The following is a 14907-nucleotide window of genomic DNA, read 5'->3' as shown; positions in this document are numbered from 1 at the left end:
TATCACTCCCGACCAGGTGGTTATTCCCAGCGGTAGGGTTGGGCACGTGACTCACGCTCGTGGCGAACGCTCCGCGCTCTGCGACCTGCTCGACCGGCTCGGCCCCGACGCGCCGACCCTCTGCGCGGGCTGGACCACCTATGACCTGGCGGCCCACCTCGCGGTGCGCGAGCGCAGGCCCGACGCCATGGGCGGCATAGCGATCAAGGCCCTGGCCGGTTACACCGCCTCGGTCCAGAACGGCTTCAAGGCCCGCCACCCCTTCCCCGAGCTGGTCGGCGTCATCCGCAAGCCCGGCGGCGTGTACGGCCTGCTGCCCGCGCTCGACGAGGCCGTCAACACGCTGGAGCTGTTCGTGCACCACGAGGACGTGCGCCGCGCCCAGCCGGCGTGGCAGCCGCGCGAGCTGCCCGCCGACCTGGAGGCGCTCATCTGGAAGCGCGTGTCCACCGGCGCCCGGCTGATGCTGCGCAAGTCGCCGGTGGGCGTGGTGCTGCACCGCCTCGGCGGCGGCGTGGCGCTCGGCGGGCCGCGCGGCGGCTCGCGGGTGGAGGTCACCGGAAAGGCGGCGGAGCTGCTGATGTTCTGCTTCGGGCGGCAGGCTCACGCCCGCGTGGAGCTCACCGGAGACCCCGCCTCCGTCGCCCGGCTGCGGGAGGCCGCTCTGGGGGTCTGATCCCTCTCCGAGGTTGCGGTGCTACCGCGGGAAATCCCGATGCGGAAGGCGCTCGCGGGTAATCTCCTGCCCGTACCATGGCATGAGTAAGAAGCCCCCCGGTTAGGATCATGTACATCTTCACAGAAGATGCCTAGGGATCGCCCAGATCCGGGTATATACGGCTGGGAATGGACTGCAGGAGGCCCCCCATGCAGGTCAAGAAGGTGATCACCTACGTGGCTGTCGCGTTCGTGGTCTTCTACCTGTTCACCCGGCCGGCCCAAGCCGCCGCCGCGGTCAACGGTGTGTTCGACGGAATCATTCAGGGAGCTAATCAGTTGGCCGTGTTCTTCTCAAGTGTTCTGACCTGACCGTAGGTTCTGTCTGCGTCAGGTGCTTCCCCGCGCTGCCAGATCGTGTTACGCAGGCAGAATGAGAGATCGCCCCAGCGGCACCAAACCCCATCAGCTCGACCCACAGGCGCGGCGCATCCTCGAGCGAACGGAGCTCGAGGGTATCGAGCTGATCCGTTTCCTGTACGCCGACCACGGTGGCGTGATCCGTGGCAAGGCGGCGTCCCGGTCGCGGTTGGCCGAACGGCTCAGCACGGGCATCGGGCACACGGTGGCCATGATGGCGATGAACATGCTCGACCAGCTCCAGGAGGTCGAGCACCTGGGACCGGTGGGCGAGGTACGCATCGTCCCCGACCCGGCCACGTACGTCCCGTTGCCCCACGCCCCCGGCGCGGCGGCCATGCTGTCGGACCTGTGTCTGCCGGATGGCAGCCCGTGGGGGGCGTGCGCACGGACGTTCCTGAAGGAGGCCATCGCCGAGCTCAGGACGGAGGGGTACGCGCTGGTGGCGGCGTTCGAGCCCGAGTTCACGCTCGGGCGGCGGCTGCCCGACCCGGCGGGCGGCCCCGACCGGCTGGTGCCGCTCGACGACTCGCTCTGCTATGCCGCCACGGGCTTCGACACGGCCCACGACTACACGATCAAGCTGCTGCGCGCGCTGGAGACGCAGGGGCTGCGCGTCGAGCACTACCACCCGGAGCTCGGCCCCGGGCAGCAGGAGCTGTCGATCCGCCACGCGCCCGCGCTGCGTGCCGCCGACAACCACGTGCTCTACCGCGAGACCGTGCGCGGCATGGCCATGCGCATGCAGATGTGGGCCTCGCTGGCCCCGAAACCGCTGGCCGACCAGGCGGGCAACGGCTGCCACCTGCACCTGTCGCTGTGGAACGACACGCAGAACGTCTTCGCCGAGCAGAGCGAGGTACGCGACGGCTTCATCGGCGGCCTGCTCGCGCACCTGCCCGCCCTGACGGCGTTGACCTGCGGCAGCGTCAACAGCTTCCGCCGCCTGGCGCCCCGCATGTGGGCCGGCGCCTACGCCGTGTACGGTCCCGACAACCGCGAGGCCGCGATCCGGGTGTGCTCCCCGCTGGGCGAGAGCGGCGAGCCGAACCTGGAGCTGAAGCCCTCCGACTCCTCCGCCAACCCCTACCTGTCGCTCGGCGCCGTCATCCACGCCGGGCTCGACGGCATCCGGCGCAAGCTCGACCCCGGCGAGGCGGTGGACGTCGACCCGGACACGCGCCCGGGCCGCTATCCCCGCCTGCCGACGTCGCTGGACGAGGCGCTCGACGCGCTGGAAGGCGACGAGGTGCTCATGGAGGCGCTCGGCCCGTTGCGGCGCAGCGCGTACCTGGCCGTCAAGCGGTCCGAGGCCGCCGCGTTCGCGGGCAAGGACGTCTCCTACGAGCTCTTCCACCACCTGCGGGTGTTCTGAAGCTCTCTGCCCCGGGCGGTGCGGCCCGGGGCGAGCCGGTCAGCGGACGGGGTGCCCCGCCATCCTGAGCGTGTCCTTGACCTCGGAGATCTTCAGCGTGCCGAAGTGGAACACGCTGGCCGCGAGCACGGCGTCCGCACCCGCCGCCACCGCCGGGGGGAAGTCCTCCAGCCGGCCCGCGCCACCGCTGGCGATCACCGGCACCCGCACGGCCGCCCGGACCGCGCGCAGCATCTCCAGGTCGTAGCCGTCGAGCGTGCCGTCGCCGTCCATCGAGTTGAGCAGGATCTCGCCCACGCCGAGCTCCTCGCCCCGGGCGGCCCACTCCACCGCGTCGATCCCGGTGCCGCGCCGCCCGCCGTGCGTGGTCACCTCGAAGCCGCTCTCGGTGCCGGGGGCCCGGCGCGCGTCGACCGACAGCACGACGCACTGCGCGCCGAAACGCCTGGAGGCCTCCGTGAGCAGCTCGGGCCTGGCGATGGCGGCCGTGTTGAGCGACACCTTGTCGGCGCCGGCCCGCAGCAGCCGGTCCACGTCCTCGACCGAGCGCACTCCCCCGCCGACGGTGAGCGGGATGAACACCTGCTCGGCCGTCCTGCGCACCACGTCGAGCATCGTCTCGCGCTCGCCCGAGGACGCCGTGATGTCGAGGAAGGTCAGCTCGTCGGCGCCCTCCTCGTCATAGCGCCTGGCCAGCTCGACGGGATCGCCCGCGTCGCGCAGGTTCTCGAAGTTGACGCCCTTGACCACGCGCCCGGCGTCCACGTCGAGACAGGGGATGACTCTTACCGCTACGGTCATGTTCGCAGTGCCTCGATTTCGATCTCGACCAGCATTCTAGGGTCGACCAGCCCGGCCACCCGCACCCCGGTGCAGGCGGGGCGTACCTTGCAGAAGACCTCGTGGATGGCCTGCCCGACGGGGTCGAAGTGGCGCTGCTCCACCACGTAGTAGCGGACCATGACGACGTCCTCCCTCGTCAGGCCGCCCATCAGGACGGCTTCGAGAGCGATGTCGAGCGCGGTCAGGGCCTGCTTGTACGGGTCTCCGACGTGCCGTACCTCTCCGTCGACCGTGGCCGTGCAACCGGACACGATCACCCGCTCGCCCGCCACCACGGCCCGGGCGTAGCCGTACTTCTCCTCCCAGATGCCGCCAGAAAACACCCTGTAACCGGTGCTCTCCATGCCGATGCTGCTGACGCTCATCTCGCCCCCTCCCGGCAAGAGTTACACGCGTACCGCGGAAAGCGCGTCTTCCAGCGTGAACGCGTGAGCGTACAGGGCCCTGCCCACGATGGCGCCCTCCACTCCGTCCGGGACGAGAGAAGCCAGTGCGACCAGGTCATCGAGGCTGGAAACGCCCCCGCTGGCGATGACGGGCTTGTCGGTGCGCGCGCAGATCTGGCGGTAGAGGTCGAGGTTGGGGCCCTGCATCATGCCGTCCCTGGTCACGTCGGTGACCACGTAGCGGGGGCAGCCGTCGGACTCCAGCCGCTCGAGCACCTCCCACAGGTCGCCGGCGTCCTCGGTCCAGCCGCGGGCGGCCAGCGTGGTGCCGCGCACGTCGAGCCCGACCGCGATCCTGTCGCCGTACTCGGCGATGATCTTCCGGCACCACTCGGGGTTCACCAGCGCGGCGGTGCCGATGTTGACCCGGCGGCAGCCGGTGGCCAGCGCGGCGGCCAGGGACTCGTCGTCGCGGATGCCGCCGGACAGCTCGACGTTCACGTCCAGCTTGCCGATCACCTCGGCGATCAGCTCGCGGTTGCTGCCGCGGCCGAAGGCGGCGTCGAGGTCGACCATGTGGATCCACTCGGCGCCCGCCTCCTGCCAGGCCAGCGCGGCGGCCTGCGGCGCGCCGTGGACGGTCTCCGTCCCGGCCTCGCCCTGCGTCAGGCGTACGGCCTGGCCGTCCACGATGTCCACGGCGGGCAGCAATACGAGCGACATTCAGATCCTCCGGTCGAAGGCGAGGGTCACGACAACGGGTGCGAGCAGCAGGGAGAGGATGAGGACGCCGAAGCTGAGCGGGAACGAGCCCCAGATCAGCCAGACGATCACCTGAACGAGCAGGAAGCCGAGCGCCACCACCGCGTTCTGGGCGCGGTGGCGGCGGGCCAGCAGGCCGCCCTGGCGGTAGAACCGCACGGGGCGCGGGACCAGGCGGGCCAGCTGGGCGCGGCGGCGCGCCCGGCGGGCCTGCCGCTCCTCGTTGGCCCGGATCGCGCGCGCCCTCTCGGCCTCCCGCTCGGCCCTGCGGCGCGCGCGTTCCTTGCTCATGACGGGCTCATAGCGTGCCGAGCCAGTTTCGCAGGAGGTGGGCTCCGGCGTCGCCGGACTTCTCGGGGTGGAACTGGGTGGCCATGAGCGGGCCGTTCTCCACGGCGGCCACGAACGGCACGCCGTGCTCGGCCCAGGTGACGGCGGGCTCGGCGAAGCCGTCGCCGGTGCGCAGCTCCCACTCGCGCACGCCGTAGGAGTGCACGAAGTAGAAGCGGGTGGCCGCGTCGAGCCCGGCGAACAGCACGCTGCCCTCGGGCGACTTGACGGTGTTCCACCCCATGTGGGGCAGCACCGGCGCCTCCAGCCGCTCGACCGTGCCCGGCCACTCTCCGCAGCCCTCGGTCTCGACGCCGTGCTCGACGCCCCTGGCGAACAGGATCTGCATGCCGACGCAGATGCCCAGCACCGGGCGGCCTCCGGACAGGCGGCGGCCGACGATCTGCTCGCCGCGCACGGCCTTGAGCCCCTTCATGCACGCCTCGAACGCGCCCACGCCCGGCACGACGAGCCCGTCGCACTCCAGCGCCGCCTCGAAGTCGGGCGTGACGGTCACCTCGGCGCCCGCCCTGGCCAGGGCACGCTCCGCTGAGCGCAGGTTGCCCGAGCCGTAGTCGAGCACCACGACGTTCTTCTTGCTCACCACCACAGCACCCCCGCCGTGATCGCCATCGCCGCGCCGAACGCGCAGACGGCCGCACCGATCTTGAGCCCTTGCTTGCCCAACGAGAACACGCCACCGATCAGGAACAGCCCGAGGAAGACCATCACGATGGCCAGGACGTTGTCGGTCATAGCACGCCCTTGGTGCTGGGTACCCCCGTGGCCCGGGGGTCGGGCTCGGAGGCCTCGCGCAGCGCCCTGGCCAGCGCCTTGAACTGGGCCTCGACGATGTGGTGGGCGTTGCGGCCGTACGGGACGTGCACGTGCAGGCAGATCGCGGCCTGCGCGACGAACGATTCCAGGATGTGGCGGGTCATCGTCGTGTCGTACTCGGGGCCGATCATCGGCGCCATGCCCTCGGGCTCGTGGTGCACGAGGTAGGGGCGGCCGGACAGGTCGACGGTGACCTGGGCGAGCGACTCGTCCAGGGGGCACGACGCGCTACCGAACCGCCTGATGCCCGACTTGTCGCCCAGCGCCTCGCGGAACGCCGCGCCCAGCGCGAGCGCGGTGTCCTCGATCGTGTGGTGCGAGTCGATGTGCAGGTCGCCCTCGGTCTTGACGGTCAGGTCGAACAGCCCGTGCTTGCCGAGCTGGGCCAGCATGTGGTCGTAGAACCCGACCCCGGTGGCCACCTCGACCTGGCCGGTGCCGTCGAGGTTCACCTCGACCAGGACCGAGGTCTCCTTGGTGACACGCTCGATGCGACCTACGCGGCTCAAAGCACTCCTTCCAGGGCGGCGCGGAAGGCCGCCATCTCCTCGCTGGTGCCGATCGAGACACGCAGCCACTCGGGCGGGCCCACCTCGCGGATGAGCACGCCGCGCTCCAGCATCCCCTCCCACACCGTGCGGCGCTCGGGGAAACGCCCGAACAGCACGAAGTTGGCGTCGGAGTCGGCCACCGCCAGGCCCTTGGACCGCAGCCACGTCACCGTGGCGTCACGCTCGCGCCGCAGCGCGTCGACGCCGCCGAGCAGCTCCTCCCGGTGCCGCAGCGCCACGCGCGCCGCCGTCTGGGTGAGCGTCGACAGGTGGTACGGCAACCGCACCAGCAGCAGCGCCTGCACCACGGCGGGGTGCGCGGCCAGGTAACCCACGCGGGTGCCCGCCATGGCGAACGCCTTGGACATCGTACGGGTGACGATCATCCTCGGGTGCGCGGGCAGCAGGGTCAGCGCCGACGGCGTGCCCTCGCGGGCGAACTCGGCGTAGGCCTCGTCCACCACGACGACCCCCGGCGCCGCCGAGGCGATGGCCTCGATCGTGTCGAGGGGCTGCGCGGTGCCGGTCGGGTTGTTCGGGGAGGTGATGAAGACGATGTCGGGACGGTGCTCCTCGACCGCGGCCACGGCCTTGCCGGGGTCGAGCGAGAAGTCCTCCTCGCGGCTGGCCTTGACCCACTCCGTGCTGGTGCCGCTGGTGATGATCGGGTGCATGGAGTAGGACGGCTCGAACCCCATGGCGGTGCGGCCGTGGCCGCCGAACGCCTGCAGGATCTGCTGGAGCACCTCGTTGGAGCCGTTGGCGGCCCACACCTGCTCAGTCGTCAGCCCGTGACCGAGGTAGGCGGCCAGCTCGGCGCGCAGCTCGACGGCGTCCCTGTCGGGGTAGCGGTTGAGCTCGCCCGCCTGCTCACCGATCGCCCTGGCCAGGTCGGCGACCAGCGCGGGCGAGGGCGGGTAGGGATTCTCGTTGGTGTTGAGCCGGACCGGGACGTCGATCTGGGGCGCGCCGTAGGGCGTCTTGCCCCTCAGGTCGTCGCGGATGGGCAGGTCGTCGAGGTTCACTCGGGCACTCGCCAGTCGAATCGGGCGCGGATCGCCGCGCCGTGTGCGGGCAGGTCTTCGGCGTCGGCGAGGACCGACACGTGGGCCGCCGCGCCGGCGAGCGCCTCGCGGCTGTAGTCGACGACGTGGATGCCGCGCAGGAACGACTGCACCGACAGGCCGCTGGAGTGGCAGGCGCAGCCGCCCGTGGGCAGCACGTGGTTGGAGCCGGCGAGGTAGTCGCCGAGCGAGACCGGCGCGTAGGTGCCCACGAAGATCGCCCCCGCGTTGCGCACCCGGGCCGCGACGGCCGCGGCGCCGGCGGTGTGGATCTCCAGGTGCTCGGCGGCGTAGGCGTCGACCACCTTGAGGCCGTCGTCGATCGAGCTCACCAGCACGATGCCCGACTGCTTGCCGCTCAGCGCCTCGGTGATGCGCTCGGAGTGCTTGGTGGCCGAGACCTGGCCCGGCAGCTCCTTCTCGACGGCGTCGGCCAGCTCGGGGCTGGTCGTGACGAGCACGGCGGCGGCGATGGTGTCGTGCTCGGCCTGGCTGATCAGGTCGGCGGCGACGTGGACCGGGTCGGCCGTCTCGTCGGCCAGGATGGCGATCTCGGTCGGGCCCGCCTCGGAGTCGATGCCGATGACGCCCTTGAGCAGCCGCTTGGCCGCCGCCACGTAGATGTTGCCCGGCCCGGTGACCATGGTGACCGGCGCGCACTCCTCGGTGCCGTACGCGAACATGGCCACGGCCTGCGCCCCGCCCACGGAGTAGACCTCGTCGACGCCGAGCAGCGCGCACGCGGCCAGGATCGTGGGGTGCGGCAGCCCGCCGAACTCCTTCTGCGCCGGGCTGGCCACGGCCAGCGAGCCGACGCCCGCCTCCTGCGCGGGCACGACGTTCATCACCACGCTGGAGGGATAGACCGCGCGGCCGCCGGGGACGTAGAGGCCCACCCGATCGACCGGCACCCACCGCTCGGTCACCGTGCCGCCGGGCACGACCTCGGTGGTGACGTCGGCGCGCCGCTGGTCGCGGTGGACCAGCCTGGCCCGCCTGATCGACTCCTCCAGCGCCGCCCTGACCCTGGGGTCGAGCCCGGCGAGCGCCCCTTCCAGGGCCTCGGCGGGCACGCGGGTGGAGGCGATCTCGACACCGTCGAACCTGGCGGTCAGCTCCCGTACGGCTGCCGCCCCGCGATGGCGCACGTCGTCGCAGATGGGCCGCACCTTCTCCAGGGCGGCCTCGACGTCGAGCTCGGCGCGGGGCAGCACGTCGCGCAGGTCCTCGGGCAGAGAACCGCGCATGTCAATACGGGAAATCACCCTGACAGTCTACGGAGTCCGGCCCCTGAATCTGGTTCTGTCCACGATCCGGACATGTCGGCGCAGAGAGTGGGCGTCAAGGGTGAGGGCCGCGGGGCGGGCGCTCGCCGACGCGCGCCCCGCGGCCACCATCACCCCGGACCGGGCCTGCCGGGGCGGGAGCCGTGGCCGTCACGGGGGCACGGCCACGGCAGGGAAACGCTCAAGGTGTCACCTCTGCCCGGGACGGGTGGCTTCTAACGCTTCAGACCAAGAAAAACTTAGGGGAATCAAAAAATAACGTTACGACGCCCTTGCGAGGGGGGCGTGTCGTAGAGGGGCCGTCTCATGCCCACAGCGGCACCGGCACGGATGCACCATCTGGGCGGGGGACGCGTTCCTGAAATCGCCCGACGCCGCCGCGTGCGTGCTGCGGCGCACGTGGCCCCCGGGCCGGGTCCGGCCTTCCCGCGAGGGCGCCTCATTACCTGTCCATTATGTCCGGGCATTTACCCTTACCGGCATGGGACAGTGGCGCGGGCCCGGCGGCATCCTCGTAGAGGCGATCATCCTGGACGATCGCCCGCTGCTGCGTGTCTCCCACCAGGTCAACGGCCGCACCTACCTGCGTGGCTACTGCGCCACGGTCGCCGATCTCGGGCAGCACGGCGTAGACCTGGCCGAACTGGTGGAAGACAGGCCACTTGACCATCTGTAGACCCCTGTCCACCACTGTCGATCAAGCGGACGGGGTACGGCATGCACCATGGTTCGGCTGCCGGCCTACGCCCCGATGCTGGCCCAGCTCGGGACGCTGACCTCCGTCCAGGGTGACGACTGGGCCGTGGAGATGAAGTGGGACGGCGTTCGCGCCCTCGCCTACGTCGAGGACGGCGCCGTCCGCCTGATGTCGCGCAACGGCAAGGACATCACCTCCGCCTACCCCGAGCTGCAGCTCATGGCCGGCGCTACCGGCGGGCACGCGGCCGTCCTCGACGGGGAGGTCGTGGCCTTCGACGAGGCGGGACGGCCCAGCTTCGAGGCGCTGCAGCCCCGGATGCACCAGCGCAACCCGGCGGCCGTGGCGGAGCTGACCAGGGCGGTGCCGGTGACGTACATGGCCTTCGACCTCCTGCACCTCGACGAGGCGAGCACGGTCTCGCGGCCGTACACCGACCGGCGCGAGCTGCTGGAGGGCACGCTGCGGCCCGGCTACCGGTGGCAGGTGCCCGTCTGGTTCGCCGACCACGCCTCGCGGGCCTTCGACTCCTCGCGGCAGCTCGGGCTCGAAGGGGTCGTGTGCAAGCGGATGGGCTCGCCGTACCGGCCGGGCCGGCGCAGCGGCGAGTGGACCAAGGTCAAGAACGTCAGCGCGGTCGAGGTCGTCATCGGCGGGTGGAAGCCGGGCGGCGGGCGGCGCTCCGGGATGATCGGGTCGCTGCTGCTCGGCGCGTACGACCTGCGCGGACGGCTTCGGTACGTGGGCCACGTCGGCACCGGCTTCACCGAGGCCATGCTGCGCGACCTGCGGGAGCGGCTGGCCCCACTGGAGCGGGCCGAGCCGCCGTTCGACGAGGTGGTGCCGCGCGAGCATGCCCGCGACGCGCACTGGGTGGAGCCCCGGGTGGTCGGTGAGGTGCAGTACGCCGAGGTCACCGGGGACGGGCGGCTGCGGCATCCGTCGTGGCGGGGGCTGCGGCCCGACCGCGAGCCGCACGAGGCCACCACGGCCGACCTGCTGCCCGGGCAGGGCGACGCCGCCGCGGGCTGATTTACCCGACACACACCACCCCGACAACACATCGTCACCTTTTGGCGACTTAAAGTGACCGTGAGGTCATCGAGTTGCTCGGGGGACAATGTGCACAGAACTCTGGTCACCACGCTGACCACGCTGGCCGGCGTCACGCTCGCCCTGCCCGCGGTGGCCGACCAGCCGCCGGCCGCACCCGCCGTGCAGCCGCCGTCCGCGCCCGCCGTGCAGACGCCGTCCGATGCCCGGACCGTGCGGCCCGCCCAGCACGGCCGCTCCTGGGGGGCGGCGGCGTCGCCGGTGATGCGTCCCGGCCGCGCGGTGCGGTACTGGACCGCGGACAAGCAGGCCAAGGCCAAGGCGGCCGACCTGCCGGCGAGCGTGCCGACCACGGGGGCGGTCGCGGTCGCCGAGACGGGGGCACCCACGGCGACGGGCACCGGCGCGGGGACGAGCGCGGGGACGGGGACGGGCGCGGGGACGGGGACGGTCGCGGTCGCTGGCACAGGCGCGGGGGCGGTGGCCAGGGCGGGCACGGGCGCGGGGGCGGTGGCCAGGGCGGGCACGGGCGCGGGGGCGGTGGCCGGAGCGGGCACGGGGGCGGTGGCCGGGGCGGGCACGGGGGCGGTGGCCGGGGCGGGCACGGGGGCGGTGGCCGGGGCGGGCGAGGAGTCCGGCGACGGCGGCGGGGCGGCCGAGCGGCGCCTCAGCGTGCCCTCGGGAAAACGCATCACCCCCGGCGGCGACGCCAACGGGTACGCCCGCATCCGGCGCCCGTACACGGCCGCGCCGGCCAGCCGGATCAGCGGCCGCCTGTTCTTCGTCAACGCGGCGGGCAGCGGCGACTCCTGCAGCGCCTCGGTGGTCCGCTCGGCCTCCCGGCTGCTCGTCGTCACGGCGGCCCACTGCGTGTACGGCGTGCCGGCGGGCTCGACGACCGGCCGCTGGCACACCAGCTTCGCGTTCGTGCCCGCCTACGACGGGCGGGGGGCCACCGTGCGGCAGCGCGAGCCGTACGGGCGGTGGGGCGGCCGGCGGGCGTGGAAGCCCGACGGTTACACCGGGACGCCCGGCGGCGACTGGAACTCGATCTACGACATCGCCCTCATCGAGGTCGGCCGGCACGACCGCACCCTGCAGGACGCCGTGGGCGCCTTCACCCCGCTGCTCAACCAGGGCGGCAGGCACACGATCGCCACGACCGGCTACCCCGGCCTGCTCGGCAGGAAGCCGTACGACGGCAGGGACCAGCTCTGGTGCCTGGCCAGGACCAGGCAGGCGCTCGGGATCGCCCGCGCGGACACCATGCTCGCCGCCCGCACCGCGGGCGCGGCGTCGAAGGCGGGGCGGCTGGAGACGTTCAACTGCCACCTGTTCAAGGGGCACAGCGGCGGGCCGTGGGTGGTCAAGGGCACCGGCGACCTGGTCGGCGTGCTGTCGGCGGGCAAGGAGGACGGCGAGTCCGAGGGCAACTCGGTCGCCAACGCGATCAACCTCGAGGGTTACGGCGCGATCGTCAAGCGGGCCGACCCGCGCGGGGTGTACGACGCGCTGTCCGTCAGCCTGTCGGGCCCCGGGCGGCCGGTCAGGCGCGGCGGCACCGCCACGGTGACGGCCACCGTCACCATGCGCGGGCTGATGGCCGCCGCCCAGGTGCCCGTCACGCTCACCCTGCCGCCCGGCGCGGCCCTGGCCTCGATCAGCGGCGCCACGTGCAAGAGCGGCGGGCGCGAGGCCACCTGCACGATCGGCACCATCCATCCGGGCAGGCCGGTACGGCTGCACGCCCGCGTCCGCGTGGCCGGCTACGCGCCGCGCCGGCTGCCCCTCGAGGCGCGCGTCACCTCCACCCGCCTGGACCCGACGCAGCGCGACAACACCAGCGTCCTGCGACTCCCGACCGCCGGTTAGGCCCGCTCGGACCCGTTCGGGCGAGGGCCTGGTCAGGCCGGGGCCGGGGTGGGCTCTTTGATCGTGCGGGCCATGAGCAGCGCCAGCACGGGGAACACGATCAGGCAGGCCAGCGCCGTACGCAGCGAGGCCGCCTCGGCCACCGCGCCCACCAGCGGGCTGGCCAGGCCACCCACGCTGACCGCCAGCCCCAGGGTGACGCCGCTGGCCGTGCCCACCCGCGTCGGCAGGAAGTCCTGGCCCAGCGTCACGTGCAGGGAGAACGGGGCGTACAGGGCGATGGAGGAGGCGGCGACGAACGCGTACGCGGCGGGGCCCGGCACGAGCACCACGCCGGCGACCGCGGGCACGGCCAGCGCGTACGACAGCCGCATCGTCCGCACCCGGCCCAGGCGCGAGGCCGCCCTGCCGCCCACCACGGTGCCCACCGCCCCGCCCGCGAACAGCACGAACAAGGCCACCGCCCCGGCCGCGCCGCCGCCCATGTACAGGGCCACGAAGGCGCTCAGCCCGACGTACACGACCGAGCGGAAGACGATCACCAGCGTGAGCCTGATGAACGACGGCCAGTCGTCCCGCCCGGAGACGGGCCCGGCGGCCCGCGCCGACCGGGCGCCCCCGGCCAGCGCCCTGATCGCCGGCAGTGTCACGATCGCGCCCAGCACGGCGGGCAGCACGAGGAGCGGCGAGGCGCCCAGGCCCCATCCCGCCAGCAGCGGCGTCACCAGCACGGGCGCCGACGCGAAGCCCAGCGTCCCGCCCGTGGAGAACCAGCTCATCCGCACGTGACTGCCCTCGCTGGCGATCCTGGCCAGGCGCGCGGACTCCGGATGGTAAGCGGCCACCCCGAGCCCGGACAGGGCCGCGGCCAGCCAGGTCAGCACGTACGAATCGGAGACGCCGCAGATGGCCACCCCCGTTCCGGCCAGGACCATGCTCGCCGGGATCAGCCACGGCATGCGCCACCTGTCCGTCAGCACGCCGAAGATCGGCTGCACGATCGACGACAGCAGCGTCGCGGCCAGCACGATGCCGGAGACGGCGACGTACCCGTAACCGCGTCCTGAGACCAGGAACGGCACGAGGGCGGGCACCGCGCCCTGGTAGAAGTCCACGGTGGCGTGACCGGCGGCGAGCATGGGGATCCTGTTCACGCCTTCGATCCTGTCCCCGGGGACGGTTGGCTCGCTTCCGATAAAATGCCAATCCATGACGGGAATCCGCCATCTGTCCGAAGCGCCCACCGGACGGCGTCCCCTCGCGCCGGGCGCGGGCATCGACGCGCACCGTCACGACACCCACCAGATCGCCTACGCCTGCCGCGGCGTCATCTCCGTCACCACCGACGCCGGCACCTGGGTGGCCCCCGCGAACCGGGCCCTGTGGGTGCCCGCGGGCACCGTGCACGAGCACCGCGCGCACGGGGACACGGACCTGCGCCTGGTCGGCCTCGCCGACAACCCGCTCGGACTGGACCGGCCGGCGGTGCTGGCGGTCGGCCCGCTGCTCCGCGAGCTGATCATCGCCTACACCGGCGACCATCCCGACGGCCACAGAAACGGCAGCGAGCGGGAGGGCGGCCGGAGGGACGGCGGGGAGCGGGAGCGGCTGCTGGCGGTGCTGCTCGACCAGCTCAGGCACGCCCCCGAGCAGCCGCTCCACCTGCCCACCGCCAGGGACGCCCGCCTGGCCGCGGTCTGCGCCGCCCTGCACCGCGACCCCGCCGACAACAGCACCCTGGCCCGGCTCGCCGCCCAGGCCGGGACCAGCGACCGCACCCTGGCCCGCCTCTTCCGGGCCGAGCTGGGCATGACCTTCCCTCAGTGGCGCACCCAGCTCCGCCTGCACCATGCCCTCCTCCTGCTCGCCGACGGCACCCCTGTGACCGCGGTGGCGCACCGGTGCGGGTGGGCGTCGGCGAGCGCGTTCATCGACGTGTTCAGGAGGGCTTTCGGCTACACGCCCGGCCGCCTGCGACCGGCGGCCGGACCGCGCCAGGTCTAGCGGACGCCAGGCGAGCCAGCCGCTGTAGAACCTGCCGGACACCCGACGGACACTCGGGATGCCCCCCTGGAACTGGCCGTCACCCACGAGGACGCCGGTGAACGCGCACGATCGTGCGCCGGCGGTCCCGCTCGTCCTCGGCCCGCAGGAGGATGCCCTGCCGGCTCCGCGCTATGGTCATCAACCATGTCGCGCAAAACCAAGACAGGGGGCACTCCTGCCACCATGGCGCTGGCGAAGGCCAAGGCGGAGTTCACGCTGCACCCGTACGAGCATGATACCGCCGCCCAGGCCTACGGCGAGGAGGCCGCCGACGCGCTCGGCGTGCCGTACGAGCGGATCTTCAAGACGCTCGTCGCCGAGGTCGAGAGCGGGCTGGCGGTGGCGGTGGTGCCGGTGGCGGGCAAGCTCGATCTGAAGGCTCTGGCGGGAGCGCTCAACAGCAAGCGGGCCGCGATGGCCGACGCCGCCAAGGTCGAACGGGTGACAGGGTACGTCGTGGGCGGGATCAGCCCGCTGGGGCAGCGCAAGCAGCTTCCCACCGTGGTGGACTCGTCGGCGCTCGACTTCGAGACGATCTACTTCTCGGCGGGCAAGCGGGGGCTCCAGATCGAGACGGCTCCCGACAACCTCATCACGCTCACCCGCGCGGTCACGGCCCCCATCGGCAAGGCCGGCTGAGCCCCCTCCGCCCGCCCCCTGCCCACCGCGCTCCGGCCGAGGCCCGCGAGGGGCCGCGCGACGCACCGCCGGCCGACGCCACGCCGGGA

18 protein-coding genes are annotated in these 14907 nt (G+C 72.6%); 8 read left to right on the top strand and 10 right to left on the bottom strand.

What is annotated here, in order from left to right; genetic code table 11:
* Positions 1 to 46: 46 nt before the first annotated feature.
* From AB0I79_RS02605 to AB0I79_RS02595, 3 genes are all read left to right on the top strand, one after another.
* Positions 47 to 676, top strand: a complete 630-nt coding sequence (locus tag AB0I79_RS02605; protein ID WP_357866078.1) for a TIGR03085 family metal-binding protein — start codon at positions 47 to 49, stop codon at positions 674 to 676.
* Between the two features lie 191 nt (positions 677 to 867).
* Positions 868 to 1029: a hypothetical protein gene (locus AB0I79_RS02600; protein WP_169789240.1), complete on the top strand. Its 162-nt coding sequence runs from the start codon at positions 868 to 870 to the stop codon at positions 1027 to 1029.
* A gap of 61 nt (positions 1030 to 1090) precedes the next feature.
* Positions 1091 to 2452, top strand: coding sequence for a glutamine synthetase family protein (locus AB0I79_RS02595; protein WP_357866076.1), 1362 nt, complete (start codon positions 1091 to 1093; stop codon positions 2450 to 2452).
* A gap of 39 nt (positions 2453 to 2491) precedes the next feature.
* On the opposite strand, the gene hisF is transcribed toward AB0I79_RS02595, so the two are convergent.
* The 9 genes from hisF to hisD are packed head-to-tail and all read right to left on the bottom strand — an operon-like array spanning position 2492 to position 8490.
* Complete coding sequence (gene hisF, locus AB0I79_RS02590) at positions 2492 to 3253, bottom strand: imidazole glycerol phosphate synthase subunit HisF (RefSeq protein ID WP_357866074.1); 762 nt, start codon at positions 3251 to 3253, stop codon at positions 2492 to 2494.
* On the bottom strand, positions 3250 to 3660 hold the full coding sequence (locus AB0I79_RS02585) for a Rid family hydrolase (RefSeq protein ID WP_357866072.1): 411 nt from the start codon (positions 3658 to 3660) through the stop codon (positions 3250 to 3252). The genes hisF and AB0I79_RS02585 overlap by 4 nt, the downstream gene beginning before the upstream one ends.
* Positions 3661 to 3681: 21 nt before the next feature.
* Entirely contained in the window at positions 3682 to 4404 is a 723-nt protein-coding gene (priA, locus tag AB0I79_RS02580) for a bifunctional 1-(5-phosphoribosyl)-5-((5-phosphoribosylamino)methylideneamino)imidazole-4-carboxamide isomerase/phosphoribosylanthranilate isomerase PriA (RefSeq protein WP_357866070.1), read from the bottom strand.
* Positions 4405 to 4734 (bottom strand): hypothetical protein, encoded by a 330-nt coding sequence (locus tag AB0I79_RS02575; protein WP_357866069.1) that lies wholly within the window; start codon positions 4732 to 4734, stop codon positions 4405 to 4407. It lies immediately after the preceding gene.
* Between the two features lie 7 nt (positions 4735 to 4741).
* Positions 4742 to 5380 carry an imidazole glycerol phosphate synthase subunit HisH gene (gene hisH / locus AB0I79_RS02570; RefSeq protein ID WP_357866067.1) on the bottom strand — a complete coding sequence of 213 codons (639 nt, stop codon included), beginning with the start codon at positions 5378 to 5380 and terminating at the stop codon, positions 4742 to 4744.
* A complete protein-coding gene (locus AB0I79_RS02565) occupies positions 5374 to 5529 on the bottom strand; it encodes a hypothetical protein (protein WP_357866066.1) in 156 nt (51 codons plus the stop codon). The genes hisH and AB0I79_RS02565 overlap by 7 nt, the downstream gene beginning before the upstream one ends.
* Entirely contained in the window at positions 5526 to 6119 is a 594-nt protein-coding gene (hisB, locus tag AB0I79_RS02560; protein ID WP_357866064.1) for an imidazoleglycerol-phosphate dehydratase HisB, read from the bottom strand. The genes AB0I79_RS02565 and hisB overlap by 4 nt, the downstream gene beginning before the upstream one ends.
* A complete protein-coding gene (locus tag AB0I79_RS02555; protein ID WP_357866062.1) occupies positions 6116 to 7186 on the bottom strand; it encodes a histidinol-phosphate transaminase in 1071 nt (356 codons plus the stop codon). Before AB0I79_RS02555 ends, hisB begins: the two co-directional genes overlap by 4 nt.
* The gene (hisD, locus tag AB0I79_RS02550; protein ID WP_357866060.1) at positions 7183 to 8490 is read right to left on the bottom strand and encodes a histidinol dehydrogenase; all 1308 of its coding nucleotides are present in this window, start codon (positions 8488 to 8490) and stop codon (positions 7183 to 7185) included. Before hisD ends, AB0I79_RS02555 begins: the two co-directional genes overlap by 4 nt.
* Positions 8491 to 8992: 502 nt before the next feature.
* Here hisD and AB0I79_RS02545 point away from each other — a divergent pair.
* The 3 genes from AB0I79_RS02545 (at position 8993) to AB0I79_RS02535 (ending at position 12133) form a co-directional block, all read left to right on the top strand.
* Positions 8993 to 9187, top strand: a complete 195-nt coding sequence (locus tag AB0I79_RS02545; RefSeq protein ID WP_357866058.1) for a hypothetical protein — start codon at positions 8993 to 8995, stop codon at positions 9185 to 9187.
* Between the two features lie 48 nt (positions 9188 to 9235).
* Positions 9236 to 10240 (top strand): non-homologous end-joining DNA ligase, encoded by a 1005-nt coding sequence (ligD, locus tag AB0I79_RS02540; protein ID WP_357866056.1) that lies wholly within the window; start codon positions 9236 to 9238, stop codon positions 10238 to 10240.
* Positions 10241 to 10330: 90 nt separating this feature from the next.
* Positions 10331 to 12133, top strand: a complete 1803-nt coding sequence (locus AB0I79_RS02535; protein ID WP_357866054.1) for a hypothetical protein — start codon at positions 10331 to 10333, stop codon at positions 12131 to 12133.
* Positions 12134 to 12165: 32 nt separating this feature from the next.
* Here the strand turns inward: AB0I79_RS02535 and AB0I79_RS02530 are convergent, their stop codons facing one another.
* The gene (locus AB0I79_RS02530) at positions 12166 to 13287 is read right to left on the bottom strand and encodes an MFS transporter (protein WP_357866053.1); all 1122 of its coding nucleotides are present in this window, start codon (positions 13285 to 13287) and stop codon (positions 12166 to 12168) included.
* 55 nt (positions 13288 to 13342) lie between these two features.
* On the opposite strand from AB0I79_RS02530, the gene AB0I79_RS02525 reads away from it, so the two are divergent.
* Positions 13343 to 14137 carry a helix-turn-helix transcriptional regulator gene (locus tag AB0I79_RS02525; RefSeq protein ID WP_357866051.1) on the top strand — a complete coding sequence of 265 codons (795 nt, stop codon included), beginning with the start codon at positions 13343 to 13345 and terminating at the stop codon, positions 14135 to 14137.
* Between the two features lie 186 nt (positions 14138 to 14323).
* Positions 14324 to 14818, top strand: coding sequence for a Cys-tRNA(Pro) deacylase (gene ybaK / locus AB0I79_RS02520; RefSeq protein ID WP_357866050.1), 495 nt, complete (start codon positions 14324 to 14326; stop codon positions 14816 to 14818).
* Positions 14819 to 14907 lie beyond the last annotated feature (89 nt).

This window comes from Nonomuraea sp. NPDC050202, assembly GCF_040656115.1.
Classification (GTDB): Bacteria; Actinomycetota; Actinomycetes; order Streptosporangiales; family Streptosporangiaceae; genus Nonomuraea.
This window is presented reverse-complemented; position numbering and strand designations above follow the sequence as displayed.